Source organism: Microbulbifer maximicatervae (SeqCode) (assembly GCF_052467325.1).
Map to the genome: position 1 here is coordinate 761,526 of NZ_CP174310.1, position 25,694 is coordinate 787,219.

The following is a 25,694-nucleotide window of genomic DNA, read 5'->3' on the forward strand; positions in this document are numbered from 1 at the left end:
TAGACAAAACTAAACCCTATAGGTATATTTCAGGTATGAAAATTAACCTCTACCTCAAAAGTCTGAGCCTGTCTGAGCGAGATGAGTTAGCTCAAAAGGTTGGAACCACTGGCAGATACCTGTCACGCATTGCTTATGGCCGCATGAAGGTCCTTCCAGGTCCGAAGCTTTCAATAAAGCTGGCCGAAGAGCTTGATGGTGACGTAAGCCTAGCCGAGTGCCGCCCAGACATCTGGGGATAGATGTTTTGTTTCACTAACAGCCGAAGAGCTGACAACAATTTTTTAACTTAAGAAGGATGATAACGGAGGCAGGTAATGAGGTCAGGGTTGGAATGTAAATCAAATCTAAGAACGAGCAAAAAGACTCGCAATCGAATCGATGCTTTATCTGACCGGTTTGGTATTCCAAGGGAGCAACTGCTCAGAATTATTTTAGAGGCTTCGCTTCCCATTTTCGAAGCGGAGACTCCTGAAGATATTAAGAAAGCCCAAGCGGCTCAGCGCATCTTGACCATGCTGCGCGTATAAGAATTTCGACGGTTCCGGATTTAACCCAGAGCGGTAAAAACAATTCACAACTGGGGCAACACTATGCAAGACGACATTAAAGCGGCGTTGGCTGGACTACCCGAGTCTGAGCGTGACCGCTGGGCTTTTTGCGCCCGGAGGAACAAAAATAACACGGCATTACAGCAGGCTGAAAAAACCGTCGAATTGGTAGCTGAAGAACTGTGCAATTTTTTTGGACTTGATGAGACTCCCATTGGCTCTAATCAAGTGCAAGGCGGGGGTGTGAAGTGAGCTTTGAAGCTGCCGCGTGGGCCATAAAGCGCAGAACCAGGACGCCAACAGCAAAGCTAGTTTTAATTGCCTTGGCAGATTGCCACAACGGAGATACAGGACAGTGCGACCCAGGCAATACCTACTTGGCTGACGTTGCACAATGCACCAAAAGGTCGGTGATAAACGCTATCGAAGAATTGGAAGCACTTGGTTACATCTGTACTGAAAAATCCAATGGACGAAAAACAAATTATGACCTTCTTTTGCATGTAAAGCAGTGCAATGAGTTCACCGGTGAAAAAAATGCACCGGTGAAAACAAAACACAAACCGGTGAAATCTGAGCACCCAACCGGTGAAAATGACAACACGTCCTTCTCTATACAACCAGTAAGAACCAGTAGTAAACCAGTAGAGACCCCCTCTGGCTCAAACGAAGCCAAATCCAAGCGTGGAACACGCCTTCCTGGCGATTGGACGCTCACCGAAGAATTCCACACGGAAGCGCAACGAATCCGCCCTGACTTGATTAACCGAATTCACGAAATCGCCGATGAGTTCAGAGATTACTGGGTAGCGCTATCGGGCCAGCGAGGCGTCAAGGTTGACTGGCTGGCTACGTGGCGCAATTGGCTAAGACGCGAAAGGTCTAGCGCTCCCAAATTCAAAACCGCAGCAGACCAGCGCTCAGAGCGTGCAGCGGCAACCTACGACTACGAACGCGCAACGAATTTCTAGGGGGAAATCACAGTGAAAAGTATATCCACCGTCCTCGGTCAGCCGCCAGAACTGAAACGCCCCATGGGCTCAGATGAATTGAGCCGAGAGCAACGGGATAGCGTGGCTTACTTTTTCCTGCGCCTCTCCCTGCTGAATCGCGAGCAATACGACCGACAGTTCCCCGACGAGAAAACTGAGGCCCTGGCCAAGCGTGAATACGCCGCACACCTCAAGGATTTCACCCGGGAACAAATCGACGCAGGCATGGCCGCCTACCACGAGAACCGCCAGGCCGGTGTTGAGGGTTTTCAGTTTCTGGATGCTGACCGCGCAATCGGCCTGATTCGAAACGGTGGGGTAGGTGAGGGTAATCCTGCTCGCATTCACAAACTCTTTGAACCTCTGGCCCTACCAGACAAAAACGCCCAGGACCGAGCCCGCAAAAGCGGTGAAAGCGAACTGGCAAAAATGCGGGGAATGTTCGACCTATGAGCGAAGAGCAAACCGAGATTTTAGAGGGGGAATACATCCCCCGAGAAGAATCCGCTAGCCAGCCAACACTGGCGGAAGAGCTGGAAGATACCAACTGGTAAACCCAAAAAATCACGGAGCGATAACCATGTCAGTAATCACTATTTCAGAAGCTGCCAAACGTATTTCTCAGACCGACCCAGGCAGCCCCCTTGCAGTTTTCCAAACTGAGCATCCGCGCCGCGTCAATGTAGTTTTTGCCAATACGGTCTGGACGCAAAAGTGCATAGCGCGCGGTACTTGGGATTTCTTGGGCGTGTTCCATCGAGAGAATTTACCTGAGGCCCTGAAGACGCTAGACGAGTATGCCGAGAACATGAAGGACGCCGCGTGATGAATGAGCCAACCCCAACCAAAACGGTTTTCTACCTGGAATTCTTTCTGTGGATGGTGGCGGTTGGCTCAGGTGTTTGGTTTTTGATTGGGTTGGAGTAGGGGGAGTGATGAAAAAGGATATTGCGGTTTTTCTGTTTGATTTGACGGGAAAAATGGCTGAGCCATGGCTTAACGCAGGATATGAGTGCTGGATTGTAGACATTCAGCATCCTGAGTCTTATGAAAACCAAGGTATAACAGATTGTGGAAACCTGAAGAAGGTGCATGCCAATTTGCTCAGGCCTTGGCTCCCACCTTTTGAAAGAGAGCGGATAGCTTTTGTTGCAGCGTTTCCGCCATGTGATCACTTGGCAGTCTCTGGGGCAAGGTGGTTCAAGGGGAAGGGGTTGAGGCTTCTTTCCGACTCAATATCAATGTTTGCTACAGCGGCAGAATTTTGTGAGTGGTCTGGTGCTCCATATTTAATTGAAAACCCAGTAAGCAATATTGCCTCCCACTGGAGAAAGAGTGACTACCGTTTTCAGCCATATCAATTCACAAATTTCTGCCAGGAAGATAATTACAGCAAGTTGACCTGCCTATGGGTTGGTGGGGGCTTCATCATGCCTGAACCAAGTCGGGCACAAGGGTTGGATGAGCCTGATAACAGAATACATACCTGTGCTCCAGGGCCAGACCGGGCAAACCTTCGATCAGAAACTCCGCGCGGATTTGCTCAGGCTGTATTTGAGGCAAATCGGTCAAAAGTAAAGGCAGCAGCATAATGCCAGAGCAGCACATCATTCGAGATAAATACAGTAAGTCTCGCATGATTGAGTTTATTGAAAACCTTGACCTTGCGGGTAAGCCCTGGCTCTTTAAGTGGAATCGCCACAACCCCAACAGTTGGCCGATGAAGAAAACTTGGCGCATGTGGATGAGCGAAACAGCCGAATGGATGGCAGCGAGAGGTGCAACCATGCCTCTCTGTATGAAAGGCGGTAAACCGTACGGGCAGCGCCCATTCAATGCTCAAGACGCGCACGAGTTATTTGTCAGTCAGCATGTAGGGCTTGATGCAAATGGCGAGCGCTACAAGACCGCCAGTGGTGACAAGGGGGTGATGCTCCAGATGATGGACCAACACCTAGCCTGGGCAACCGAGCGGGGATTATTTCTAACCGTGCCAGGGGAAGGCGAATTCATGAAGTTAAAGCGGCAAGGGGAGAGCTAATGGCCACCCGATACCGCAAATGTAAAGTGTGCAAAACCCGCTGTAATGTACTGCATGGCATAGTTAACGGGTTAGATTTCGTCTGTTGTGTTGACCACCTTGTTGATTTGGGATTTCAGCGAGTAGAGAAGCAAAAGAAGCTTGAAGCTAAAAAATTCAAGGCTGAAACCAGAGCACGCAAAAGGGCATTGAAAACTGATTCTCAAATCATGGATGAGTCCCAACGCTCAATAAATGCCTATGTGCGCGAGAGGGATAGAGGCAAGGCTTGCCCCTCCTGCAATCGCCCGGAGCATGAAATAGAAGTGGAGCAGGGTTGGAAAGTCGGCGGGGCTTGGGATGCTGGCCACTTCCGCTCAAGGGGTGCAGCTGGCCACCTGAGATTCAACCTTTGGAATATTCACCGGCAGTGCAAAAGCTGCAACGCAGGCTCTGCCAAATACGCCCACAAAGCGGAGACCGTAGCCGTGCAATACGAACTTAATCTGAGGGAGAGAATAGGCAATCGCCGAGTTGACTGGCTAAAAAATAATAACGGAATCCGGAGATTCAACCGGGAGTATTGCGAAAGGATTAAACGGATATTCAATAGAAAAAGACGGTTATTACAAAAGCGGAGGGAGTGCATAGCATGAGCCTTTTGGAATATGCAAAAACTGAGGGAGAGAAGCGGAAGTGCCGCGCGTTTGAGGAGTGCGGCAGTGTTAATGCGGCTGCGCGCAAACTGGGAATAACACATCCTCCTGTGTCCCGGACTATCACAGAGCTGAAAAGGCGGCAGGCCCTGAAAGATGGCAGCCAGCATTTAAATCATCAAAAAGTGCCTGAAGGTTTCGAAATTAAAGGGACAAGTATTTACTTTCCCAAGACAGAAACCACCCCGGCATTCTGGCTGAAGAATCAGCAGGATATCCAAAAGCAGCAGGCAGCCATGGAGGCGTTTACTCAAACCTATATCGAAGACCTGCCGCCCGTAGAGACTCCCATAGAGCCTCAAGGTGATTCAGATACAGACACTATTCCCTGGATACAGATTGGAGATGGTCACTTAGGAATGTTGGCCCATGAGCGAGAAGTGGGCCATAACTTTGACCTGAAGATAGCTGAGCGTGAGTTAGTCACTGCCATTGAAATCTTGATAGACCGCGCACCTAACTGTGAGCGCTGTGTTATTCAAGATTTAGGGGATATGACCCATTACGAGACCTTCAGCGCTAAAACGGAATCGTCAGGGCATGACCTGGATTTTGATAGCCGCTACCCCCGCATGATTCACACCTATGCACGAGTAATGCGCAGCATAGTTGAAAAGGCCCTCAGCAAATTCAAATACGTGGATGTGATAGTCAACCAGGGTAACCACAGTCGAAGCAATGACGTGTGGATGCGGGTTTTTCTCAAGCATGTTTACCACCACACAGACCGCTTACAGGTTCTGGATAATGCCTCGGTTTTCATTCCCTACCGTATGGGAAATACCTTTGTGATGTGCCACCACAGTGACAAGTGCAAGCCGGCACAGCTCGCTCAGGTAATGGCCACAGACTTCAACCAGGATTGGGGCGAGGCCAGCTATCGCTATATCGATATAGGCCACATCCACCATCGCATGGTTGCAAAGGAGCACCCCGGGGTAACCATAGAAAGCTGGAACCAGCTGGCCCCAGCTGACAAATATGCCCATGACGGCGGATGGCGCAGCCGCTCTTGCCTCACTGTTGTACTCAGGTCGAAAACCTATGGCGAAAAAGGGCGAATCACTTTAACTGCGGAAGAGGTGAAGGACCGTATTGATAGTTTAGAGCTCGGCACTACCAGCGCCCGGCGCCGTGAAGTTTATACAGTGTGAGGAGAGCAATCATGACTGAAGCGATGGAGCGTGACCCGAACGGTAAAGACCAGCATGAACCCGGGGCGAAATGCGACGAGGGGAAAATCATGGCCGGGGTTCTTGATGATTTCTCCCTGGCATTAATGGCGGTTGCCGAAGTGGGAACATTCGGGGCAAATAAATATACCCGGGGTGGCTGGCAGCAAGTACCTAATGGCAGGCAGCGTTATCGCGATGCGTTGTGGCGTCACCACCTAAAAGAGCGACACGAAACAAAAGACCCCGAAACGGGGCTGTTACACAAGGCCCATAAAGCTTGGAATGTGCTGGCTGAATTAGAGCTGGTGTTAAGGGAGAGCGTAAAAGATGCCTAAGTTTAGAAAAAAACCGGTTGTAATTGACGCTATTCAATGGACCGGAGACAACCTAAAAGAAGTCATAGGGTTTACAGGAAAATCGGAAAGGTTTGATGAGTGGTTTTCCAGTTTCGAGGACTATGAAGACTTTGTAAAGAATGATAATAACATTTTCAAAGTATTTACTCTCGAGGGAACAATGGATGCTGAGCCTGGAGATTGGATTTTACGTGGCGTAGCGGGCGAGCATTACCCATGCAAGCCAGACATCTTCAAGCAGACATATGAGCTAGTGGAGGGTGAGCAGTGAATAGATTGGATAAGCTTAAAATTGGCCTTCGATGGAACTGGAGGAGAGATATTATCTTTAGGTTGTGGGGTGAGTCCTTTTGCGAGACGGCAAGGTTGGGTAGTGCCGCTATAGGCGAGGCTATTCTTGCGGTCTGTATTTTGATTGCCATCCCTCTCTATATCCTTAAAGCGGTGTTCTTCCCCGTTTACCACTGCTTGATAAGCCCGGTTTGGTGTGCTTTTCGGATGCCGGATAGCGTTGCCCGCGAGTTTGAGAAGAATTTAAAATAAAGGGGGAGCCAGTGTCAGAAATAGCAATACGTGACTTATTGTGGGAATGGTCCCGAGCCTATCCGGAGAGAGCAGGGGATTCCGTATCCTGGCCCTGTATGTCTGCATTCAGTCGGGAAATGGTGTCAGGGAATAGAGAGAGTCCCGAGCCGATAAATGAAAAGCGTGCAGAGCTTACTGATGCGGCCGTGCTTGCATATCTGAATGCAGTGAGTCGACGCAGAGACCAAGCAAAAGCAGAGCTTGAGGGATTAGTTTTTTGGCTGCGGTATTACTACCGGTGGGAGCTGCGGGACGTGGCTAAAAAGGTTAGCAGGTCTAAGCCTTGGGTCGAAAAAATGTGTCAAATTGTTGAATCGACAGTTGAGGCATTTTACTTGACGCAGAATGCCGCATAGCTGGCTTTAAATACAGGCTGTATAAATTGACAGCATACGTGCATATGGGTTAATCTAGTTCAAGCTGCTCAAGTTTTCATGCAGCGATCATCCTTTCTTAAGCCGGCCTTCAAGCCGGTTTTTTTATGCCTGAAATTTGAGACTCCTATGTTCCAAAACGACTACTTCAAAGAGTCGGAGTTGGCCTGTCGTTGTTGTGGCAAAAATCATTTTAAAGATGAAACGTTAAAGCGCCTGATTAGAGTTAGAGAGCGCTTCGGCAAGCCAATGATTATCAATTCTGGCTATCGCTGCCCGGCACATAACGCCCGGTTAAATGCCACCATGACCCACGCCACCGGACAAGCTGTTGATGTTCAAGTGGCCTTGGGTAGAGCTTACCGGTTAATCCAAATCGCCCAAGAGGAAGGGTTTACCGGTATAGGAGTTAAGCAAAAGGGCCCAATAGGTAAGCGATTCCTCCACCTGGATGACCTTGAATCAATACCCGGGGAGCGCACCCGCCCTACAGTCTGGAGTTACTAATGGCTTTTGACCCGCTAACGGCAATTTTTGAAGCCGGAAAAATGGCCATCGAGCGTATATGGCCTGACCCAGTTAAGCGTGCAGAGGAAGTGCGCAAGCTGGAGGAACTCAAGCAAAAGGGCAGCTTGGCAGAGCTAAATGCTCAGGTGCAGTTACTTCTCGGGCAGCTGGAAGTCAACAAAGCCGAGGCTCAGCACAAAAGCATATTTGTCGCCGGTTGGCGCCCCTGGATTGGCTGGGTTGGAGGTTTGGCTCTCGCCTATCAGTTTGTTCTGTATCCATTGCTCTGTTGGGTTTGGGCTATCTGCAGCGCTAAGGGCTCGATACCGGCAGATATAACCCCACCACCTGTACTCGAAACCGGCGCTCTGTTCTCAATGATAACGGCCATGCTCGGTATAGGTGCCATGCGCTCATACGATAAAAACCGTGGTACTCAAACGGACAAGATTCGATGACTCAACAAACAGAGCACTGGCACCTCAGCAAAAGCATCTCTATCACTCAGATAGCCAGCATCATACTTTTAGCTGCTGGTTTATTTACCTGGGGCTCAGATGTAGAAAAACGGGTAGGGGAGAACGCACAAGCAATTAAGCACGAATCAGCTATGCGCGCCCTAGAGCAAAAGCACATAGCTGAATTCAAGGACGATATTCGAACCAGACTCCAGCGTATTGATAGCAAGCTGGAGCGGTTGATAGAGCGGGGGGAATAGTGGCAAGGCTGACCAGCTATAGGCAGGAGTTTGCTGAGCAGGCCGAAAAGCTCTGCAAGCTGGGTCTGACTGACAAAGAGTTAGGCGAATTCTTCGAGGTAACAGAGCAAACAATCAACAATTGGAAGAATAAGCATCCCGAATTTTTTGAGTCCATAAAAAAGGGCAAAACTTTGGCTGATGCCAACGTGGTCGAGAGTCTCTTCCGAAGGGCATGCGGCTACAGCCATGAAGCCGTAAAGATCATGCAGCACAACGGCAAGCCTATTGTCCAGGAATACACCGAACACTACCCCCCAGACACTACAGCGTGTTTAGCCTGGCTTCATAACCGGCAAAGAGAAAAATGGCAACGAAACCCTGACCCAGCCGGTGGCGGTGCCGACATACCACCGACAAAAGTCGTATTCGAGGTCAAGGATGCAAGAACGCGGGAGGGAAGTGAGAGCGGCACTTAATGTTCCGCAAAGTCGGTTTCTTAATTTACCGCACAAGTACAGGGCCTATGTCGCGGGGTTTGGGTCTGGGAAAACCTGGGTTGGCTGTTCAGGACAGCTGGCCCACTTCTACGAGCATCCCAAGATTAATCAGGGTTACTTTGCTCCAACCTATCCACTAATTAGGGATATTTACTACCCCACAATCGGCGAAGTTGCTGAGACTATGGGGCTGCGGGTCAAGGTCAAGCGAGGTGACCACGAAGTAGAGGTATACAGCGGTAGTCGCTACCGCGGCTCTGTTATCTGCCGCTCGATAGATGACCCGGCCAATATTGTCGGATTTAAAATCGGCCATGCTCTGGTCGATGAGCTGGACCTGCTTGCTGAGAAGAAAGCAGAGCAGGCTTGGCGGAAAATCATGGCGCGCATGCGCTACAAGGTCCACGGTGTCAGAAATGGCATCGATGTAACGACCACTCCGGAAGGGTTTAAGTTTGTCTACCGCCAGTTCGTAAAGGCACTTCGGGATAAGCCAAAGCTTCGAGAGCGATATGGGTTAATTCAGGCCTCGACCTTCGATAATGAGTCGAACCTGCCTGATGACTATATCGATTCAATGCTTGAGGCCTATACGCCCGAGCTTATCCGGGCCTATCTCAATGGCCAGTTTGTAAACTTGCTGACCGGAACGGTTTATCACCAATTCGACCGCAAGCTTAATCACTGCAATGACTCGGTGAAACCCGGTGAGCCTTTATTCATCGGCATGGACTTCAATGTTGGCAAGATGGCGGCAGTCACTCACGTAAAGCGAGAGAGTAAGCCCCGCGCCGTCGATGAAATTCTCGAAGGCTACGACACCCCGGACATGATTCGGAGAATCAAAGAGCGGTACTGGGAATACCGGGACGGGGACTATCGTAAGACTTGTGAGGTTCGTATTTACCCGGATGCCTCTGGTGATTCTCGCAAGTCTGTGAACGCCAGCACCACGGATTTAGCCTTGCTGAGAAATGCTGGGTTTTCGGTACACGCCCCGAAAGCCAATCCCCCGGTGAAAGACCGGGTCAATGCAATGAACGCGATGTTCTGCAATGCCAAGGGTGAGCGTCGATATCTCGTGAATACAGATAAGTGCCCGGGTTATTCCGATTGTCTCGAGCAGCAACCCTGGGCAGAAAATGGCGAGCCGGACAAAAGCGGCGGCCTCGACCATGCTCCAGACGCTGGTGGTTATTTTATCCATCACGATTACCCACTTATCAAACCAGCATTAACCATCAACATGGGAATGGCCTACTAATGGCAAATGACGTTACCTATCAGCGCGACGACTTCGTCAAGGCGCTGCCAGACTGGACTCTGGTTGATGATATCTGTGCGGGTGAGCGGGTTATTAAGGCGAAGGGTACTACCTATTTGCCCATGCCCAACCCAAAAGACCAGAGTGAAGCAAATAGAGCTCGCTATCTGCAGTACACAGACAGGGCAGTTTTCTATAACGCAACCGGTCGCACGTTGCAGGGCCTGGTTGGTGCCGTGTTTCGCCGAGCGCCTACGGTAGATATCCCGGCAGGTCTGGAGTACCTAACTTCAGATGCTAATGGCAATGGGGTAAGCATCTACCAGCAGTCCCAGTCTGTGGTTGCTGCGGTGCTTAAGTCTGGCCGACGCGGTCTGCTGGTGGATTACCCAAAAACTGAAGGGCAAACCTCCAAGGCTGAACAGCAAGCCGGCCTGGTACGCGCATCGATAGTGAGCTATCCCGCGAATCAGATTATCAATTGGCGGACCATTAAGGTTGGCGGTGTTCACCGGCTGGGGCTGGTCGTTATCCGTGAGAGCTATGAAGAAACCACCTCAGATGGTTTTGGCATTGAAGAGAAAACTCAGTACCGCGCACTCAGGCTGATTGATGGTCGCTACACAGTGGAGGTATGGCGCAGTGGCAACACTGGCACCTGGGTTATTCACGATACGTATACACCGTTAGATGGAGTAGGAAAGGCCTGGGACATTATCCCGTTTACCTTTGTCGGCGCCGAGAACAATGATTCGGGTATCGATCGGTCTCCATTGTTAGACCTGGCAAACCTCAACAAAGCCCATTACCGCAACTCAGCGGACTATGAGGATTCAGCGTTTTTCGTCGGTCAGGCCCAGCCTTGGATTTCAGGATTGACTGAGAACTGGCGTGACCATATGGAGAAGCAGGGCATTTATATTGGTTCCCGCTCGCCCATCCTGCTCCCTGATGGCGGTGCCTTTGGGTTTGCCCAGGCTGAACCGAACACTCTGGTCAAAGAAGCAATGGACCAGAAAGAAAAGCAAATGGTCGCCTTGGGTGCTCGCTTGATTGAGCGCGGTTCAGCAGTAAAGACCGCCACTGAAGCCCAGGCAGAAAACGAATCAGAGCACTCGGTTTTGTCCCTGGTTGCCGAGAACGTCAGTGAGGCTTACACCCAGGCTATTCAATGGGTGGCCCAATTCCAGAATGTACAGGCTGATACCGAGTACAAACTCAACCAGGACTTTGCTGAATCCAATCTTGATGCGCAGATGCTTACTGCTCTGGTGAATGCCTGGCAGTCTGGTCGCTTACCGAGTTCCGACCTGTGGGCGAACCTCCGCAAGCACGGCGTAATCAATGCCGAGAAGACTGATGAGGCAATTCGTGAAGAGCTGGATAGCGAGGAGCCTGAGCCAGGGTTAAACGATGAGTGAAGCCCTTGCTACCTCAAGCACTCGCCATGCTGTCTATCTGGAGCGATTAAAGTCTGGTGAGGTAAATCAGTTTGCGGCTTTCCTGCAGCAGATAGACCGCTCCATAAAGCAACGTCTTTCAAGCCACGATTTAACCGAGTTCTCCCGGGCAAGGCTGGAGCGACTACTTGCTGCAGTTGATACCGATCTATCCGAGATATTCAGAAAGTATTACGACCAGCTTGCTGGCCATTTGCTGGATTTGGCTGAGTATGAATCAGAGTTTGAAGCCCGAAACCTGCAGGCCGCGTTGATTGCTGGGGTAGAGACTGTAATTCCTGCACCGGCTCAGGTCCGTGCCGCCGTGCTTTCCACTCCACTTTCTGTGCGTGGTCCTGATGGTGGCCAGCTGATTGAGCCATTTATCAAGGACTGGACTAGCAGCGAGAGAAAGCGGGTTACTGGGGCAATTCGGCAGGGTTTCTTCGAGGGGCAAACAACCCTGCAGATTATCCGCAATGTGCGCGGAACCAAGGCGAATAAATACCGCGACGGGATTTTGGCGATAACCCGGCGCAACGCCGACGCGGTGGTTCGCACAGCAATAGCTCACACGGCTACTACCGCGCGAATGGAGACACTGCACAGCAATGCCGACTTGCTGGAAGGTATGCGTTGGGTATCCACCCTGGATAGCCGCACGTCGCCGCAGTGCCGCAGCCTGGATAATGAGGTATTCCCCCTCGACAAGGGGCCACGGCCACCGGTTCATATCCGATGCCGCAGTACAGTTATTGCGGTTCTGAAGGAAAAGTACCGGGCACTAAGTGAGGGCGCTACACGGGCCAGTAAGGACGGCTATGTTGATGCTGGTCTGACTTATTACCAGTGGCTCAAGAAACAACCGTTGAGTTTTATACAAGATGCCATCGGCCCAACCCGGGCAAGGCTTCTTCTTGATGGTGGACTCTCTGCTGAGCGGTTTGCAGCGCTTAATCTGGGGCGGAATTTTAAGCCCTTGACCTTGGATGAGATGAAACAGAAAGAGCCAATTGCATTTAAGAAAGCGGGGATTCAATGAATATATCTATAAAGCCTATTGAGAAGTTCGCTGTAGAAGTTGACGGGGTTGCTATCGGAGAATTTGAGAAAGTTTCATCATGGGAGGGGTTTATCAAATTGCAAAATTCCAAGGGAATTATCATTGCTGCTGACAACTCCGCGTCCTCCATAAATATAACAGGAGGAATATTCGGTGATATTTTCGGTCTGAAGGCGAAAACACTTCAGGTCATAAAAGCTAGCGAAAACCTTATCCCAAGTTAAGCAGATTACTTATTTCCCTATAACAGGCTCGCTTCGGCGGGCCTTTTTTATATCTGCCGGAAATCCCGGCGAAATGTCTCAGGAGACACCATGCTGAAATACAGGCTCAAAACCCTGGAGGGTTTAGATGAGGCCGTCGCCGCGATGTATGAGAAGGACGGCGATGGATACAAGCTAAAGGTTGATGGTATCCCGCAAGGGGAGGGGGTGGCCGAATTAAAAGCACAAGTTGCCTCCTTGCTGGAGGAGAAAAAAGCTGAAGCCAAAAAGGCCAAGGATGCAGCAGAAGAGGCTGCTCGCAAGAGTGGGGATGTAGAAGCTCTTGATAACTCTTGGAAGGAAAAGCTAGCCAATCGTGAGACTGAACTGCAAGCGCAAATTGACGCCTTGAACGGCAGCATTACCACAATGACCGTGGATAACGTTGCTGTGTCCATGGCCAATGAGATAGCGGTTCAAGGGAGCGCCGATATCCTGGTTCCCCATATCAAGGCCCGCTTGGCTGCTGAGCAACGTGACGGTCAGTTCGTAACGGTGGTTAAAGATGGCCAAGGCAAGCCCTCAGCGGCAAGCCTGGACGATCTTAAAACTGAGTTTGCCAACAATCCCGCATTCGCCCCGGTGATTCTTGGTAGCAAAGCTTCTGGTGGTGGTGCTGGTGGAGGTGGCCAAGGTGGTGGCGGGGCTACAACCGGAAACATGGGCGGCTCACGTTCGGAGCGCACAGCGGCCATCTCGGCCAAATTCCCTGATTTAAACAGCTAAAGGTAAATAGCCATGCTTTCGCATATGGAAGTTTTTAATAAGTACATCATGCCTGCCACAATCGAAACATTGGCGGTAATGGTGCAGAAGTTTAACGCGGCCTCTAATGGGGCTATCCGATTGACCACGGAGGGGTTCGAGGGTGATTTCTTACAAGAGTCATTCTTTGCTGCCATTCACGGTGCACAGCGCCGGGTGAATCGATACGGGTCAAATGACGACCAGGCAGCAACCGACCTAACCCAGCTCAAGCGCAGTTCTGTAAAAGTGGCCGGTGGGTTTGGCCCTATCTTGTTTGAGCCGGGTCAGATGACTTGGCTAAACAAGCCTACGGCTGAGGGTGTGGAGGTAGCATCCCGTAACTTCGCCGAAGCGCTCATGCAGGACCAGCTTTTCACAGCAATTGCCGCACTTGTGGCAGCCATCGAAAACAACACCTCGGTGGTCAATGATGTGTCTGCAACTGCGGGTATCAGCTACACCGCTCTCAATAGTGCTCACGCTAAGTTTGGTGACCACTCCGGAAGTCTGATTGCCAATGTGATGACAGGGGAGGTAATGCACAAACTGATTGGCCAGAACCTTACCAATGCCACCCGTTTGTTTGAAGCCCAGAACGTCAATGTGGTGGATATCCTCGGTAAAGCAGTAATTGTCACCGATGCACCGGCACTCTTTGAGACGGGCAGCCCAAATAGACAAAAGGTATTGGGACTGGTGGATAGTGCTGCTGTAGTTCATGACGGCGGTGACCTGATTTCGAATATCCAGACCTCCAACGGTAAAGAGCGCATCGAAACCACTATGCAGGTCGACTACACCTTTGGGTTGGGCCTGAAGGGTTACACCTGGGATGAGGCCAATGGCGGTAAGTCCCCCACCGATGCAGACCTAGCTACCGGTGCCAATTGGGACAAGGTAATGACCTCAGATAAACACACTGCCGGCGTTATCGCGGTTGGTGATTCCACTAAGTAAATTATTGGCGGCTTTGGCCGCCAGTGCATGACAGGTAGGTGATAACATGTCCGCTAAAATTAAATACGTAAAACATCCCATCTCGCAGGAAGAGAAAAAGAAGTTGCGCGAACAAGGTTTTAAAATCGTTGATGCACGATTTGACCCTGAGCCTAAAAAGGCAGAAGCCCCTAAAGGCGATAAGTAGGCGACACCATGGCCCTGACAATAGAAGACGGCACCGGCTCTAATTTGAGTGCTAACAGCTATGCCAGCGCGCAAGACTTGCGCGACTATGCGGGTGCGCGCGGGGTAGACCTATCTGCATTATCAGATGCCGAGTGTGAGCCGCTTCTTATCAGGGCCATGGACTTTCTCGAAGGCAAGCGTGACCGATATAAGGGGTATATCTCAGTGCAGGGCCAGCCGCTTCAGTGGCCCCGAGCTGATGCCTGGGGAATCTCCTATCCGGATGCACTTTTCCCAAGTAATGAGATTCCGCGTGAGTTAGTGTATGCGCAGTTGGCCCTGGCAATTGAGGCGAGAGAAAACGATCTCCAACCTAACCGCTTGCCGACTGATAGCGGGCCGGTGACAAAAAAGCGTGTAGAAGGCGCGGTTGAGATAACTTATTCTGCACCTATTCAACAGCAGTTCACGCCTGCCTTTGCCAAGGTTGACGCTTTACTCGCTCCGCTGCTGAAAAATAGCGGGCTATTCCTAATTCGATCTTGACCGGAGGAATGTCATGGATGAAGAAATTCGTGAGTGTCTGAAGGCTGGGCGGCCGGTAACTTTCCTTAACACCAGCCAAGCCAATATTCAGAGGGCAGCGCACCAGCTTTCGAAGTGTACCCCAGAAATTGCGAGGTTGGCGGCTGATATTAGTAGTGCCTTTAAAGGGGTTTCTATAGCGGCGTGCGGTATTAAATTCACTTGATTTCAATTTCTCGCTCAAACCCAAGACCCGCTTCGGCGGGTTTTTTTATGTGTGAAAATCATGACTGATTTTTATGCCGACATGGCGGCAACCGCCCTGGAGCTTATTGCTGAGTTTGGTTCTGAGCAAACTCTACACGATGTTATTCCGGGTGTTAGCGATCCGGTAACCGGGCAAAGCTCAGGTGATACCCCAATAGAGCAACCTGTCCAGGTGATTCTGCAGGATTACAACCTTAAAGAATCCGGGATGATGTATGCAGAAGGGCAGAGCATTCAGCGCGGCGATAAAAAATTGATCATTGCTGCGGCTGGGCTCGAATGGACTCCATCCCTCACTACTGAGGCTGAAATCAATGGCGTAAAGTGGCAGGTGGTCAATATCAAAGAAGCAAATCCAGCAGGGACTCCATTGGTCTACTTCTGTCAGGTGCGCAAATGAAATTCTCAGCGAGTTTAAAACAATTCAATGAGGACGCATTGGCTGAGGCTGATCGCTTATACCGGGCAACCAATATCGAGCTGTTTAATTCCGTTATCCGTGACACCCCGGTGGATACTGGCCGGGCTCGTGGTAATTGGCAGACGACTGTCGGTGCTCCCGCCCAAAGCTCAAGCTTACGGTTGGATCGGTCAGGCGCTGAGGCTCAGACCGAAGTGATTCAGAATGTTAGGGGGTTGGATAAAGTGAATTATTTAATTAATAACCTGCCGTATATCCAACCTCTTGAGTACGGTCATTCTAAGCAGGCTCCGGCGGGCATGGTTCGCCGCAACGTCCTTCGTATTAAATCGATCATCCGACGAATAATCAGATAACCCATGTACAGCAAAATCTATTCGGCCCTGGTACAGCACTATGTATCGGGTGACTTCGACTTGCCTACTGCTTATGAAAATGATGGATATGAGCCGAATGCGGGAACGCCTTATGCGGCTGTCTATAACCTGCCCGCTGATAGTGGCCAGGACACTCTCGGCGAAATTGGTAGGGATGAGCGCATAGGAATATTACAGGTCAGCATTTTCTATCCAGTAGGAAAAGGGCGGGGGGATGCCCTGGCAATGGCCGACCAAATTCTCACGCACTTCAAGGCCGGCTCAACTCCTGAGTACTCAAGCCAAATCGTAACAATTCAATCTTCAACCATCTCTCCCGGCAGGGTGGTAGATGGCTGGTATCAACTTGATATAAGCGCGGCCTGGTCCGCAACGACTCTACGTTAGGAGCATACAAATGGCAGACGGTAGCCAACATTCAATGGCTTACGTGGCTGAATCCACCTATGGCGTTATTCCAGCCTCACCCACGTTTAAAGCGATTCGAAACAAGGGGACAACTCTAGCGCTAACCAAAGAAGGCTCTGCAGATGAAGAGCTTCGTGACGATCGCCAAATCACTGACTATCGCCATATGAATAGAAGTGTTGGTGGTGATATCACTATCAACCTTTCTTATGGCTCCTTTGATGACTTCCTTGAAGCGGCAGCCATGGGCACTTGGGATACCGACAAGTTGGTCGTTGGCAAGACCCGGCGCAGTTTTACTATTGAGCGGAAGTTTGGGGATATTTCTGACAAGCCATATCACCGCTATACGGGCTGTGAGATTAACACTCTGAATCTCACGGTGGCCCCTGGAGCCCGAGTAAGCGGCAGCTTTGGTGTCATTGGTAAGGATATGTCTCCAGAGGTCGCTGCTTTGTCAGGTTCCACCTATGGGGATGCGACAACTACTCAAGTTTTTGACTCATTCAAGGGTGTTATCAAGGAAGGCGCGGCCAGCCTGGCGGTAGTGACCGAATTAACCCTCACATTGGATAACGGTCTTGAGTCGCGTTATGTCGTTGGTAGTGATAGCACTATTCAGCCGGGGGCTAAGCGCTCAAATGTCACTGGCCAGCTTTCAGCCTACTTTGAAAATTCCACGCTTCTTGAGAAATTCTTGAATGAGCAAGATTCAAGCCTGGAGTTTAGCTTGGTTGATGCAGCTGGCAATTCTTACGTCTTCACTCTTCCAAAAATCAAATATACCGGCGGCCAAGTCGATGTTTCCGGCGAGGGAGCAATTATATTGCCTCTGCCTTTCCAGGCGGTGTATGACGAAACCGAAGATACAAACCTAAGTATTGAGAGGGTAGCAGCCTAATGAAAGCTAGTGATTTTTATACGCGGGAAAAGGGTAATAAAGGGGTGAAATTCCCCCTTTATACTCCTGAAGGTAAGGCTACGAAGCACTACCTGGAAATCCTGAGTGTCGACTCTGATGCGTTCCAAATGGCTCAGTCAGAACTGCAGCGGGATTTAGCTGCGGCCAACCTGGAGAAGGATAAATTGGCACGTTTCGAGTTGGTTCGCGAAGCTAAAAATAAAGCAGCTGCAGCACTGGTTATTGGGTGGTCCCTGGAAGACGAGTTTACGGATTCAGCACTGAAGGAGCTACTGTTGGAGGCGCCGCAATTACTCGACCAAATCGACCGGGCTTCTAGTAACCGTGCGCTTTTTTTCGTCAGCGACAGCAAGCCTTCATCGACTGGGCTTGCTGTCAGTTCAAACTCGACAAAGTCCCGAAAGGGTGCAAAGAAACGCTCCGCCAGCAGCTCCAGCAAGTCCAAGAAACAACCGGTATAACTCCATCGGAACTTAAAACTGAACAGCCTCCAGACGGGCTGAGTTATCTCTTTCATTACTACCGCGAGATTCGCGGAACCGAACCCCTCACTTTCACCGAGATCCAGAACTGGAGCCAGCTTGCGCGCCGCAATGTGTCTGCGTGGGAAGTCTCCGTGATTCGTGCGCTCGATATTAATTTCTGGGCTATTCAAAATGCCGATTGATCAAATTGCTCGCTTGGGTATCCGTGTGGAGGCCGAGGGGCCGGACGCTGCCCGGCGAAAGCTGGATGCTATGGAGCGCTCTGGCGCAAAGGCTGAGCGGACTGTGGAGAGCCTTGGGCGTAGTAGTGATGAGGCTAGTGGTCGTATTCAAACTATGGCCACGAGTAGCAACTTATTAGCCGGTGCCCTCACGGCTCTAGGTGCCGCCCTGTCCATCCGGGAGATTGTTCAGTACACCGATACCTGGACCAATCTTACCAACCGGTTAAGGCTGGTGACGGATACCACTCAGGAGTTGGCAGATGTTCAGCAAAGTCTAGTTGAAATTGCATTTGAAACCCGTGGCTCCCTGGATTCAACCGCTGTCCTGTACCAGCGCCTAGCGCAATCGGCGGGCGAGCTATTTGATGGCCAGGAAGACATTCTTGCGGTTACCAAAACCATTAGCCAAGCCATGCTTGTATCTGGAGCCTCAGCACAAGAAAGCGCTGGAGCTTTACGTCAGCTGGCGCAGGGCCTTGCTTCTGGGGTTCTCCGTGGGGATGAGTTCAACTCGGTGATGGAGAACGCCCCAAGGTTACAGCAAGCCTTGATAGATCACCTCAACCTAACCAGTGATGCTGCGGGCTCTGCTGCAGGTAAATTGAGGGATATGGCCGGGGAGGGTGAGTTAAGTGCAAAGACCTTGGTAGAGGCGTTCCAGGCTGCGGCTACTGATATAGATGCTGAGGCATCAAAACTCAGTACATCAATGGGGCAAAGCCTAGTGCAGTTGAATTCAGGTATCACCGCTACGATTGGTCAGCTAGATGGCGTGTCTGGTGCATCTGAGTCTGTTGCCGGTTCAATATCTAGCCTCGCACAGGTGCTCATTGATTTTTCAACCGATGCTGAAGCAGTGCGTGATGTTGCTGGCGGCATGGAGTTCGCGCTTACCGCAGTTGCGGCAATCCTAGCTGGAAAATTTGCTGGTGCCATCAGTAAGCAAATTGTTCAGATGGGCCTGCTAAATGCAGCCACCTATAAAGCTACAGTTCAAACCAATTCATTAGGTCAGGTAATTAGCAGGACTACGGTTGCGACCCGTGCGGCGACCGTTGCAGCTACAGGGCTACGCACTGCCTTTGCCTTCCTTGGTGGTCCTGTTGGGGTTATCGCATTAGCCGTGACTTCCTTAATTGCCTGGAATTCCGCGCAGCCGACAACCGAGGAAAAGGCGGAAAGTCTTAAAGGAAAAATTGATGAACTGACTGAAAGTTGGCATGGGCTCACAGAAGCCCAGAGAATTAACCGGGAGGGGGATGTTCTAGCCAAGCGAGACGATATTAAAAGGGAGCTAGACGAACTCACGAAAAAACGTGACCTCCTGAGAGATGGGGGAGTTAAGTCAGGCACACGTTTTGGTTTCCAAGCCCCTTTAGGTAGCCAAGACTCACGAGTGAAAGACCTTACTGACGAGATTGATTCGCTAAATCAAGAATTGATTAATGTCGATCGAAGGATAGCGGAGCTTGGTAAACCAAAATCACTCACTGATGGTGGTGAGCCGCTATCCCTAGAGCCCGTCAGTGAGCGGCCCGGTTTAAGTTCTGTCAGTGTCCAAGACGATCTCCCAGCCCTTGAGCGAGCCCTACAAGAGCAGTTTGAGCGCACAGCACAGAGCCGTCTGGATACTGTCGAGAACCTACGCCAAAGCCTGCTTACAGAAGAGGAGGCTGTAGCCGATAGCTACCGTCGTCGCAATCGAATCATTGAAGAAAATGTTCAAGACCCTGCAAAGCGCGAGGAGTTACTGCAGAGAAATCGAGACCAATTTAATGAAGAGATTGATGCTCGCCTTCAGGGGTTGAGAGAGTCTTGGCTGAGTGAAAGAGAGATCTTACTTCTTCGCCAAGATGAAGAGATGGAAATCCTTGACCAAGGATACCTCTCCAAGCGGGAAACTCTGGTTGAACACCTGGAGGCAGTTCGCGCAACTGAAGAAGAGTCTCGCCAAGCAAGTCTAGCTCTGGAGGGTGAGTACCAGAGAAACCTGACCGCTTTGGAAGCGAAGCACGCAAAGCAGCGAGAAAAGTTAGATCAAGCCAGCAATCAGAATCGCTGGAAATCCCTCTCCAGTGCTTTCGATATGATGCTTGGAGTTTCGGCTTCTAGCAGTAAAAAGCTGTTCAAAATTCAGAAGTCTCTGAGTCTTGCCAAGGCTGTTGCCACTTTACCTTCAGCCATTATCGAATCTTATAACAACTCTGGCGGTTACCCTTGGGGTATTCCTGCGGCTATCGCTATGGCGGCAGCAGGCGCAGCACAAATATCACAGATTCAAAGCGCCAGCTTTTCAAGTGGTAGCGCTTCTGTTGGTAGTGTCGCTGGTGGAGCTACCACCTCTACGTCTGCTGGCGGTCTTACTTCACCAGCTACACCACTGGCCGCAAATGACTCGATCTCAACTGACAGTGAACAACAGGCTGGAACGCAAGTAATTTTTCAAATTGCGGGCGATGTAAATGGTGATAACGCCGAACGAGTTCTAGAGAAAATCGAAGAAATGATTAATGAGCAGGATGTTGTGTTTATTAATCCCAATTCCCGCCAGGCGCAAGAGCTAGCAAGCTAATAAAAAATCATGCCGAGTATTAACTACACCCCAACGAGGGACCTGGTGGACAGCTCCCCCGGGTTTATTTCTTTTGCCGTTACTAAATGCGATCGGACCCCTGAATCTGTAGGTAAGGAGCACACGGCACTGTCAGGAAATACTGAGAGCGTTCTTTATCGGCGAGATATTGAATGGCAATTAACTGTATCCCCATTTACTGAAGAGCAGCTGCAATATTGGCGTGAGTTTGAAGCGAGCTGCACTAACGGCGAAACCTTTGAGTTGGATACCTCGGATATTCCAGGAGGGAAAGTCAGCTCTATATTTCGACTCAAGCGAAAATCATTCCGTGAAATGCGGTATGGAGCATATGAGTTCTACGTGTCATTTACAGCGATAGAGATCTAACGTGCGAAGCAACTCTGAAATCTTCGATATACACAACCAGTCCCCGCAACGTGAGCTGCGCTTGGTTATTGAGATTGGCTATGACCTTCCGCTATATATCAGCAGTCATAGTGATATCTCCGGGCTGCCGATTAATGCGATCCTCGGCGCTTTGAAGAAATGCAGCTCGACCAGCCAGAAATTGATTCCCGAACAGGGCCGCGCCGAGATCGGGGCAATGAGTTTTGAGGTGGTCGATATTGCCGGTCAGTTTTCCTACGTGCTGCGCGATGAGCTGGAACAGGGCCGCAGCATAAAAGGGCTCACCGTGCGGTTGTATCGCGGTTTTGCCGGTCTCGACTGGGCGGATTTTCGCCTGGAGCAAACCCAGATTGCCGAGGAGTCCATTAGTTATTCCACGGGCTTGTACCGGGTGCGCTGCCGGGATATTCAGCGGGAAATGCGCAGCGATATTTTTGTGCTTAACAGCACGCGCCTGGCTGCGGATTTTTCCAAGACAGCCAATACCCTACAGGTTTTTGACGCGAGCGCCTTTGAAGCCAATCCACACACCGCCGCCTATGGCGATGCCCCCAATCAATCCGTTTATTACCTGAAAATTAAATATCAGGACGGCTACGAGATCGTGCGCGCGACAGGCAAAACCGGCAGCAGCTTTACCGGCTGTACACGCGGGCTTTTTGGGACTTATGCCCGTGACCATGTTTTACCTGAAGACAGCGATGACGAGAGCGGAGTGGAGGTGGAGGAGTTTGTCTACCTGGAAGGACCGGGTCCACAGGTCGCCTACGCACTGCTCACCGGGGACATTTTGGGCACAAACGACGTACTACCCAGTAACTGGCACCTGGGTATTGATCCCAATTATGTAGTGCAGGACCAATTCGAAAATATCGGCGCGGACTGGTACAAGCCCAGCGACCACACCAAAGGCAAGATTCTGCGTTTTGACGGTCTCGAAAAAACCGATGGGAAAAAGTTTATTGAGTCCGAGATTAATTTATTGCTCGGCTCCTATATGCCCGTTAATGCCTCGGGCCAACTGGGCTTCCGTCGTATGGCCGGGGTGCTCGCCGACTCCGGCACAGTGGCAGCGATTGGTCCTGACGATGTCAAAAGCCTCGGCGAACTTAAATATAGCCTGACGGGTCTGCGCAATGTATTTACTGTTCAGTGGAGCTGGTTCGAGCAGCCCGGATTCGACGGTAAATATTTGCGCTCCAATAACCTGATTGATGCAGATTCCATTGCCACCCACGGCGAAGCCAAACAGCACACGCTGCAGTTTCGCGGGCTGCACAATTCCCGTCACACCTACACCACCATTAAAAACACTTTCGATGCGCTACGGGATCGATTTGCTGGCCCTCCATTGAGCCTGCGCTTGGGGTTGCTCCCCAGTAAAAATGACCTCGAAGTTGGGGATATTGTGTGGGTCAGCCTGCCGCAAATCCGCGATCACTCTCAGGACGTGGCCGCCGGCACCCTCGACCGCGCCATGGAGATCCAGCGCATCAGCATCGATCAGACCACCGAGGCTATCACCGCCGAGTTGTTTGGTAGCTACCAGCCCGCCAGCATGATTGCCGACCAGTCCGAAAGCACCAGTGCCGAATTGCCTGATAGCTGGTACGAGAGCGAAGGCACAGAGATGGCGGCTGCCGGCCTCAGCATCGATGCGGATGGCTTTTTAACGGCGGACGGCACCCTTATTGGCAGCACCGATAGCCGAGCGATTTATTACCACCTGGGTGACCTCACCATACCCGCAGGCCTGACCCTTTCCGTGCTCAACAATGTAGAGCTGCGGGTACGCGGTGTCCTGCAGATCGAGGGTTCACTGGCCGGTGTCCCCGGAAATACCGGCGTTGGTTTTTTGGGTTCCTGTCGCGGTGGTGACGGCAGCCTTTCCGGCACCTTCAATCAGTCCGGGTATATTTACCGCTCAAGCCGTGGTGATGTCATTGCCGGCCGCAATGAGGTAATGCCACCGCTTAATATCGAAAACTATGCCGGGTATCTCCTGGGAATTCCCGACGATATGCGCGGCAGCGGCGGTGCTGCCGGCGGAGATAGTTATTACTACAACAGTGCCGACAACTTGTATGAGCGAGATGGCAGGGGCGGCAGTGGCGGTGCCGGTGGTGCGGGACTTGCCGTAGTAGCCCGAGGAATTGCCTTTGGGGTTTCCGGCAAAATTGATTCTTCCGGAGAGGATGCCAGTGCAGGCTCGGTAGGGATTCGCGGTGTGGCCGGTGGCAGCGGTGGCGGCGGCGCCCCGGGGGGCATTGTTCTTCTAGTGGACGGCACTGACAACCCTATGCCGGTGCTCACCAATAGCAAGGTTGTCACCTGTTACGGTGAGAGTCCCAGCAGCCCCGGCAACGCTGGCCTGGGCAGCACCTGTCTTGGCGCAAATGCAGTGCAGATTCTGTTTGTTCCCAAGTCCCGGGAACCCTACCCAGATCAGGAAGACCCGGCACTCGACCCGGATGTTGAAGCCGCGCAGGAAGCTGCTGCTGCCGCTCAGGCTGACGCCGATGCCGCACTCGAGGACTTGGGAAATATCTCTGCAGATGGAATCCTGCACCCTACGGAAAAATTACAGGTAATACGGGAATACAGCCAACTGATTGCCCAGCAAGCCGGAATTGAAACTCAGGCAAGCGAATACGGGATTACTGACGAGAAAACGGACTACACCGCAGCCATTGATGCACTCACAAGCTATCTCGATGGGCTCAGCCCAACCTGGAGTGATGCCACCCAAAGCACGCCGATTAGCCGCAGTATCTGGGAGACTAATTGGGAATACGCCTACGAGATGCGTCAGGTATTGCTGAATAAGATTTCAGAGCGCGCAGCAGAAGGGGCGTTATTAGCAGGAAAGGGCACCAACTTGCTCCCGGCAAGTCTGTCGGTGTTTTCGGGTTATGCGCTGCCGCCATTTCACGGCGGTACACGCTACAGCCTGTCAATCGCCACCGTCACCAGCCCACCCAATCCACGCTGCTTGCACGCCGATTTTACCGGCTCAACCGGTGAAGGAATGTGGTTCAATTTCCGGCACTACGATGGCCAGCGAGTCTTTAAGGTGGAAGAGGGTAAAACCTATATTATCTCCGCCTGGTCTCGCACATTGTCCCAAACAATTGATGTGCGCTTTGAATTGCGGGACGCAGATGACGGCTCCGTTAATTTTGGTTACTCCTCCTACCAAGCTTACGGCAATTCTTTTGAGACTCGAAAAGCCTGGACCGTCACGGCAACCGGCACTGGCTATTCTTATTTGCGCGTGGCTGCCATTAATTTAGATGCCGGGGAATATCTGCGTTTCGACTGTCTGATGATTGAGGAAGCGATAGGGAATCAAACAGAGCCCAGCGCTTTTTCAAGGCCCAGCGGAAATTATACCGACCCCGAAACCGGTATGGTGTTTGACCAGCGCGGCTTGCCGCAAACTGTAGGGTCTATTCCCGCACTTCCAACCAGTAGTGATGTGCTGTCTTCGTCAGACAATGGCTCGTCCGCAAAAATCTCAATTGCTGCGCATTCGGTGCAATACGCTGGTTTCTCAATCAGTTATAACAGCGGCTCTATAACCGGGCTGGCTTTTTCTACCACTTACTACGTTTATGTTGATGACGCTGATTATTCAGGGGGTGGCGTTACCTACTATGTCACCACACAAATCTGGCAGCTCTCCGCTGGGATAGGAAGACGGACGGTAGGCACTATCACCACGCCTGCAGACGGCGGGAGCACGACAACCCCGACTAATCCCTGGTGCGTTGCCGCCGGCACCTGGCTGCGCGACGGTCTACTAGCGGACAACTGCCAGCCCGGCGACCTGATTGAATGCTGGGATGTGGGTGATTCCAACACCCACCTTGCACCGATTCAAGCCGTTAAACCCCAGCACAATGTGCCCTGCGTACAGCTGACGATGGAGAGCGGAGCGCAGGTTGTATGCAGTCGGGAAACCCCGGTTACTGACCAGGCCGGGCGCGTATACATGGCCCAGGATTGCGCTGGCGTTGAGTTGGGCACCATGCATAACCGCAACCCGCTGACCTGGGAAAAGGTCGTTAACGTCGAGTGCGCAGGCCTTCGCACTGTCTACAAAATCTCTGTCGGTGGAATTTCATTTGCCGCTGGCGTAGATCCGGAACACCGGGTAATCACCCACAATATTGATATAAAACCTTAGGAGGCGACATGCCCAGTTTTTCCGCTTTAGATGGTGTACCAAGTTTAGGTTCTTGGCAGTTTGCCTACACCATCGACGATGGCCATAGTGCTGGCACTATTGTGCGAGCAACCATTACTCAAAAAACAGAATCCGCAAACGCGGAAGCCCAGGCTGTGGCCGTGCTCAAGTGTGTTATTGCCGTAATCGATAGCCAGAACAATGTGCAGACCGATGCGGCTGGCGATGCTATGGATACGGTGTACGTCACCACCAAAACATTAACCACGGATGCCGGCCAGGCTGTGAGCGTTGCTGATGAGGCTGCTGACTTAGTGTCTAACTGTATTGTTGAAGTGGCGAACCGCCTAGCCGTTCATAGTTCTATAGCATCTATGGCAATTCCTAGTGGGTGATGCAGGAAAACTATCCCTAGGGTGTTTTATGTAATGCATAGGATTTTTACATTAGTCTACTATTTAATAAAGTTCTATTAAGAAGAGCTTCTATTCTAGGTATGAAGTATCTATAAATTGCCTG

36 protein-coding genes are annotated in these 25,694 nt (G+C 51.2%); all 36 read left to right on the forward strand.

Features of this window, described 5'->3' with window-relative positions:
• Nucleotides 1–35: 35 nt before the first annotated feature.
• Nucleotides 36–242 (forward strand): helix-turn-helix domain-containing protein, encoded by a 207-nt coding sequence (locus ACJJIE_RS03760; protein ID WP_444893610.1) that lies wholly within the window; start codon nt 36–38, stop codon nt 240–242.
• 75 nt (nt 243–317) lie between these two features.
• Nucleotides 318–530 carry a hypothetical protein gene (locus ACJJIE_RS03765; RefSeq protein WP_444893611.1) on the forward strand — a complete coding sequence of 71 codons (213 nt, stop codon included), beginning with the start codon at nt 318–320 and terminating at the stop codon, nt 528–530.
• A gap of 63 nt (nt 531–593) precedes the next feature.
• Nucleotides 594–803, forward strand: a complete 210-nt coding sequence (locus tag ACJJIE_RS03770) for a hypothetical protein (protein WP_444893612.1) — start codon at nt 594–596, stop codon at nt 801–803.
• Nucleotides 800–1,522, forward strand: a complete 723-nt coding sequence (locus tag ACJJIE_RS03775) for a helix-turn-helix domain-containing protein (protein WP_444893613.1) — start codon at nt 800–802, stop codon at nt 1,520–1,522. Before ACJJIE_RS03770 ends, ACJJIE_RS03775 begins: the two co-directional genes overlap by 4 nt.
• Nucleotides 1,523–1,534: 12 nt before the next feature.
• Nucleotides 1,535–1,996 (forward strand): hypothetical protein, encoded by a 462-nt coding sequence (locus ACJJIE_RS03780; RefSeq protein WP_444893614.1) that lies wholly within the window; start codon nt 1,535–1,537, stop codon nt 1,994–1,996.
• Nucleotides 1,997–2,123: 127 nt separating this feature from the next.
• Nucleotides 2,124–2,369 carry a hypothetical protein gene (locus ACJJIE_RS03785; RefSeq protein ID WP_444893615.1) on the forward strand — a complete coding sequence of 82 codons (246 nt, stop codon included), beginning with the start codon at nt 2,124–2,126 and terminating at the stop codon, nt 2,367–2,369.
• A gap of 109 nt (nt 2,370–2,478) precedes the next feature.
• Entirely contained in the window at nt 2,479–3,135 is a 657-nt protein-coding gene (locus ACJJIE_RS03790; RefSeq protein ID WP_444893616.1) for a hypothetical protein, read from the forward strand.
• Nucleotides 3,135–3,584: a NinB/YbcN family protein gene (locus ACJJIE_RS03795; protein ID WP_444893617.1), complete on the forward strand. Its 450-nt coding sequence runs from the start codon at nt 3,135–3,137 to the stop codon at nt 3,582–3,584. The genes ACJJIE_RS03790 and ACJJIE_RS03795 overlap by 1 nt, the downstream gene beginning before the upstream one ends.
• Nucleotides 3,584–4,219, forward strand: coding sequence for a recombination protein NinG (locus ACJJIE_RS03800; protein ID WP_444893618.1), 636 nt, complete (start codon nt 3,584–3,586; stop codon nt 4,217–4,219). The genes ACJJIE_RS03795 and ACJJIE_RS03800 overlap by 1 nt, the downstream gene beginning before the upstream one ends.
• The gene (locus ACJJIE_RS03805) at nt 4,216–5,433 is read left to right on the forward strand and encodes a helix-turn-helix domain-containing protein (protein WP_444893619.1); all 1,218 of its coding nucleotides are present in this window, start codon (nt 4,216–4,218) and stop codon (nt 5,431–5,433) included. Before ACJJIE_RS03800 ends, ACJJIE_RS03805 begins: the two co-directional genes overlap by 4 nt.
• A gap of 11 nt (nt 5,434–5,444) precedes the next feature.
• On the forward strand, nt 5,445–5,789 hold the full coding sequence (locus ACJJIE_RS03810; protein WP_444893620.1) for a dATP/dGTP diphosphohydrolase domain-containing protein: 345 nt from the start codon (nt 5,445–5,447) through the stop codon (nt 5,787–5,789).
• On the forward strand, nt 5,782–6,081 hold the full coding sequence (locus ACJJIE_RS03815) for a hypothetical protein (protein WP_444893621.1): 300 nt from the start codon (nt 5,782–5,784) through the stop codon (nt 6,079–6,081). The genes ACJJIE_RS03810 and ACJJIE_RS03815 overlap by 8 nt, the downstream gene beginning before the upstream one ends.
• Nucleotides 6,078–6,353, forward strand: a complete 276-nt coding sequence (locus ACJJIE_RS03820) for a hypothetical protein (RefSeq protein ID WP_444893622.1) — start codon at nt 6,078–6,080, stop codon at nt 6,351–6,353. Before ACJJIE_RS03815 ends, ACJJIE_RS03820 begins: the two co-directional genes overlap by 4 nt.
• Before the next feature lie 11 nt (nt 6,354–6,364).
• On the forward strand, nt 6,365–6,751 hold the full coding sequence (locus tag ACJJIE_RS03825; RefSeq protein ID WP_444893623.1) for a hypothetical protein: 387 nt from the start codon (nt 6,365–6,367) through the stop codon (nt 6,749–6,751).
• Between the two features lie 147 nt (nt 6,752–6,898).
• On the forward strand, nt 6,899–7,276 hold the full coding sequence (locus tag ACJJIE_RS03830; protein WP_444893624.1) for a D-Ala-D-Ala carboxypeptidase family metallohydrolase: 378 nt from the start codon (nt 6,899–6,901) through the stop codon (nt 7,274–7,276).
• Nucleotides 7,276–7,734: a 3TM-type holin gene (locus tag ACJJIE_RS03835; RefSeq protein WP_444893625.1), complete on the forward strand. Its 459-nt coding sequence runs from the start codon at nt 7,276–7,278 to the stop codon at nt 7,732–7,734. Before ACJJIE_RS03830 ends, ACJJIE_RS03835 begins: the two co-directional genes overlap by 1 nt.
• A complete protein-coding gene (locus ACJJIE_RS03840; protein WP_252468100.1) occupies nt 7,731–7,994 on the forward strand; it encodes a hypothetical protein in 264 nt (87 codons plus the stop codon). The genes ACJJIE_RS03835 and ACJJIE_RS03840 overlap by 4 nt, the downstream gene beginning before the upstream one ends.
• Nucleotides 7,994–8,452, forward strand: coding sequence for a hypothetical protein (locus ACJJIE_RS03845; protein ID WP_444893626.1), 459 nt, complete (start codon nt 7,994–7,996; stop codon nt 8,450–8,452). Before ACJJIE_RS03840 ends, ACJJIE_RS03845 begins: the two co-directional genes overlap by 1 nt.
• A complete protein-coding gene (locus ACJJIE_RS03850; RefSeq protein WP_444893627.1) occupies nt 8,415–9,737 on the forward strand; it encodes a terminase large subunit domain-containing protein in 1,323 nt (440 codons plus the stop codon). Before ACJJIE_RS03845 ends, ACJJIE_RS03850 begins: the two co-directional genes overlap by 38 nt.
• On the forward strand, nt 9,737–11,158 hold the full coding sequence (locus ACJJIE_RS03855; RefSeq protein ID WP_444893628.1) for a DUF4055 domain-containing protein: 1,422 nt from the start codon (nt 9,737–9,739) through the stop codon (nt 11,156–11,158). Before ACJJIE_RS03850 ends, ACJJIE_RS03855 begins: the two co-directional genes overlap by 1 nt.
• Nucleotides 11,151–12,218 carry a minor capsid protein gene (locus ACJJIE_RS03860; RefSeq protein WP_444893629.1) on the forward strand — a complete coding sequence of 356 codons (1,068 nt, stop codon included), beginning with the start codon at nt 11,151–11,153 and terminating at the stop codon, nt 12,216–12,218. The genes ACJJIE_RS03855 and ACJJIE_RS03860 overlap by 8 nt, the downstream gene beginning before the upstream one ends.
• Nucleotides 12,215–12,463 (forward strand): hypothetical protein, encoded by a 249-nt coding sequence (locus tag ACJJIE_RS03865; protein WP_282932241.1) that lies wholly within the window; start codon nt 12,215–12,217, stop codon nt 12,461–12,463. Before ACJJIE_RS03860 ends, ACJJIE_RS03865 begins: the two co-directional genes overlap by 4 nt.
• A gap of 90 nt (nt 12,464–12,553) precedes the next feature.
• A complete protein-coding gene (locus tag ACJJIE_RS03870; protein ID WP_444893630.1) occupies nt 12,554–13,228 on the forward strand; it encodes a hypothetical protein in 675 nt (224 codons plus the stop codon).
• A 12-nt stretch (nt 13,229–13,240) separates the two neighbouring features.
• Entirely contained in the window at nt 13,241–14,206 is a 966-nt protein-coding gene (locus ACJJIE_RS03875) for a major capsid protein (protein WP_444893631.1), read from the forward strand.
• A gap of 46 nt (nt 14,207–14,252) precedes the next feature.
• Nucleotides 14,253–14,393, forward strand: coding sequence for a hypothetical protein (locus ACJJIE_RS03880; protein ID WP_282932244.1), 141 nt, complete (start codon nt 14,253–14,255; stop codon nt 14,391–14,393).
• Between the two features lie 8 nt (nt 14,394–14,401).
• Complete coding sequence (locus ACJJIE_RS03885) at nt 14,402–14,920, forward strand: DnaT-like ssDNA-binding protein (RefSeq protein ID WP_282932245.1); 519 nt, start codon at nt 14,402–14,404, stop codon at nt 14,918–14,920.
• A 265-nt stretch (nt 14,921–15,185) separates the two neighbouring features.
• A complete protein-coding gene (locus ACJJIE_RS03890) occupies nt 15,186–15,566 on the forward strand; it encodes a hypothetical protein (RefSeq protein WP_282932247.1) in 381 nt (126 codons plus the stop codon).
• Nucleotides 15,563–15,943 (forward strand): hypothetical protein, encoded by a 381-nt coding sequence (locus ACJJIE_RS03895; protein ID WP_444893632.1) that lies wholly within the window; start codon nt 15,563–15,565, stop codon nt 15,941–15,943. Before ACJJIE_RS03890 ends, ACJJIE_RS03895 begins: the two co-directional genes overlap by 4 nt.
• Before the next feature lie 3 nt (nt 15,944–15,946).
• A complete protein-coding gene (locus ACJJIE_RS03900; protein ID WP_444893633.1) occupies nt 15,947–16,351 on the forward strand; it encodes a phage tail terminator-like protein in 405 nt (134 codons plus the stop codon).
• A 10-nt stretch (nt 16,352–16,361) separates the two neighbouring features.
• On the forward strand, nt 16,362–17,273 hold the full coding sequence (locus ACJJIE_RS03905) for a phage tail tube protein (protein ID WP_444893634.1): 912 nt from the start codon (nt 16,362–16,364) through the stop codon (nt 17,271–17,273).
• Nucleotides 17,273–17,755, forward strand: coding sequence for a hypothetical protein (locus ACJJIE_RS03910; RefSeq protein WP_444893635.1), 483 nt, complete (start codon nt 17,273–17,275; stop codon nt 17,753–17,755). Before ACJJIE_RS03905 ends, ACJJIE_RS03910 begins: the two co-directional genes overlap by 1 nt.
• Nucleotides 17,756–17,793: 38 nt before the next feature.
• Nucleotides 17,794–17,961: a phage tail assembly chaperone gene (locus tag ACJJIE_RS03915; RefSeq protein ID WP_444894744.1), complete on the forward strand. Its 168-nt coding sequence runs from the start codon at nt 17,794–17,796 to the stop codon at nt 17,959–17,961.
• On the forward strand, nt 17,951–20,575 hold the full coding sequence (locus ACJJIE_RS03920) for a tape measure protein (RefSeq protein WP_444893636.1): 2,625 nt from the start codon (nt 17,951–17,953) through the stop codon (nt 20,573–20,575). The genes ACJJIE_RS03915 and ACJJIE_RS03920 overlap by 11 nt, the downstream gene beginning before the upstream one ends.
• 45 nt (nt 20,576–20,620) lie before the next feature.
• On the forward strand, nt 20,621–20,965 hold the full coding sequence (locus ACJJIE_RS03925; protein WP_444893637.1) for a hypothetical protein: 345 nt from the start codon (nt 20,621–20,623) through the stop codon (nt 20,963–20,965).
• 1 nt (nt 20,966) lies between these two features.
• The gene (locus ACJJIE_RS03930) at nt 20,967–25,175 is read left to right on the forward strand and encodes a hypothetical protein (RefSeq protein ID WP_444893638.1); all 4,209 of its coding nucleotides are present in this window, start codon (nt 20,967–20,969) and stop codon (nt 25,173–25,175) included.
• Between the two features lie 8 nt (nt 25,176–25,183).
• Nucleotides 25,184–25,570 carry a hypothetical protein gene (locus ACJJIE_RS03935; protein ID WP_282932255.1) on the forward strand — a complete coding sequence of 129 codons (387 nt, stop codon included), beginning with the start codon at nt 25,184–25,186 and terminating at the stop codon, nt 25,568–25,570.
• Nucleotides 25,571–25,694 lie beyond the last annotated feature (124 nt).

Excerpts from the sequence above, each read along its gene's own strand:
- ACJJIE_RS03760 (WP_444893610.1), top strand. The coding sequence starts at position 36 with ATGAAAATTAACCTCTACCTCAAAAGTCTGAGCCTGTCTGAGCGAGAT.
- ACJJIE_RS03765 (WP_444893611.1), top strand. The coding sequence starts at position 318 with ATGAGGTCAGGGTTGGAATGTAAATCAAATCTAAGAACGAGCAAAAAG.
- ACJJIE_RS03770 (WP_444893612.1), top strand. The coding sequence starts at position 594 with ATGCAAGACGACATTAAAGCGGCGTTGGCTGGACTACCCGAGTCTGAG.
- ACJJIE_RS03785 (WP_444893615.1), top strand. The coding sequence starts at position 2,124 with ATGTCAGTAATCACTATTTCAGAAGCTGCCAAACGTATTTCTCAGACC.
- ACJJIE_RS03790 (WP_444893616.1), top strand. The coding sequence starts at position 2,479 with ATGAAAAAGGATATTGCGGTTTTTCTGTTTGATTTGACGGGAAAAATG.
- ACJJIE_RS03795 (WP_444893617.1), top strand. The coding sequence starts at position 3,135 with ATGCCAGAGCAGCACATCATTCGAGATAAATACAGTAAGTCTCGCATG.
- ACJJIE_RS03800 (WP_444893618.1), top strand. The coding sequence starts at position 3,584 with ATGGCCACCCGATACCGCAAATGTAAAGTGTGCAAAACCCGCTGTAAT.
- ACJJIE_RS03805 (WP_444893619.1), top strand. The coding sequence starts at position 4,216 with ATGAGCCTTTTGGAATATGCAAAAACTGAGGGAGAGAAGCGGAAGTGC.
- ACJJIE_RS03810 (WP_444893620.1), top strand. The coding sequence starts at position 5,445 with ATGACTGAAGCGATGGAGCGTGACCCGAACGGTAAAGACCAGCATGAA.
- ACJJIE_RS03815 (WP_444893621.1), top strand. The coding sequence starts at position 5,782 with ATGCCTAAGTTTAGAAAAAAACCGGTTGTAATTGACGCTATTCAATGG.
- ACJJIE_RS03830 (WP_444893624.1), top strand. The coding sequence starts at position 6,899 with ATGTTCCAAAACGACTACTTCAAAGAGTCGGAGTTGGCCTGTCGTTGT.
- ACJJIE_RS03835 (WP_444893625.1), top strand. The coding sequence starts at position 7,276 with ATGGCTTTTGACCCGCTAACGGCAATTTTTGAAGCCGGAAAAATGGCC.
- ACJJIE_RS03840 (WP_252468100.1), top strand. The coding sequence starts at position 7,731 with ATGACTCAACAAACAGAGCACTGGCACCTCAGCAAAAGCATCTCTATC.
- ACJJIE_RS03850 (WP_444893627.1), top strand. The coding sequence starts at position 8,415 with ATGCAAGAACGCGGGAGGGAAGTGAGAGCGGCACTTAATGTTCCGCAA.
- ACJJIE_RS03855 (WP_444893628.1), top strand. The coding sequence starts at position 9,737 with ATGGCAAATGACGTTACCTATCAGCGCGACGACTTCGTCAAGGCGCTG.
- ACJJIE_RS03860 (WP_444893629.1), top strand. The coding sequence starts at position 11,151 with ATGAGTGAAGCCCTTGCTACCTCAAGCACTCGCCATGCTGTCTATCTG.
- ACJJIE_RS03865 (WP_282932241.1), top strand. The coding sequence starts at position 12,215 with ATGAATATATCTATAAAGCCTATTGAGAAGTTCGCTGTAGAAGTTGAC.
- ACJJIE_RS03870 (WP_444893630.1), top strand. The coding sequence starts at position 12,554 with ATGCTGAAATACAGGCTCAAAACCCTGGAGGGTTTAGATGAGGCCGTC.
- ACJJIE_RS03875 (WP_444893631.1), top strand. The coding sequence starts at position 13,241 with ATGCTTTCGCATATGGAAGTTTTTAATAAGTACATCATGCCTGCCACA.
- ACJJIE_RS03880 (WP_282932244.1), top strand. The coding sequence starts at position 14,253 with ATGTCCGCTAAAATTAAATACGTAAAACATCCCATCTCGCAGGAAGAG.
- ACJJIE_RS03885 (WP_282932245.1), top strand. The coding sequence starts at position 14,402 with ATGGCCCTGACAATAGAAGACGGCACCGGCTCTAATTTGAGTGCTAAC.
- ACJJIE_RS03890 (WP_282932247.1), top strand. The coding sequence starts at position 15,186 with ATGACTGATTTTTATGCCGACATGGCGGCAACCGCCCTGGAGCTTATT.
- ACJJIE_RS03895 (WP_444893632.1), top strand. The coding sequence starts at position 15,563 with ATGAAATTCTCAGCGAGTTTAAAACAATTCAATGAGGACGCATTGGCT.
- ACJJIE_RS03900 (WP_444893633.1), top strand. The coding sequence starts at position 15,947 with ATGTACAGCAAAATCTATTCGGCCCTGGTACAGCACTATGTATCGGGT.
- ACJJIE_RS03905 (WP_444893634.1), top strand. The coding sequence starts at position 16,362 with ATGGCAGACGGTAGCCAACATTCAATGGCTTACGTGGCTGAATCCACC.
- ACJJIE_RS03910 (WP_444893635.1), top strand. The coding sequence starts at position 17,273 with ATGAAAGCTAGTGATTTTTATACGCGGGAAAAGGGTAATAAAGGGGTG.
- ACJJIE_RS03920 (WP_444893636.1), top strand. The coding sequence starts at position 17,951 with ATGCCGATTGATCAAATTGCTCGCTTGGGTATCCGTGTGGAGGCCGAG.
- ACJJIE_RS03935 (WP_282932255.1), top strand. The coding sequence starts at position 25,184 with ATGCCCAGTTTTTCCGCTTTAGATGGTGTACCAAGTTTAGGTTCTTGG.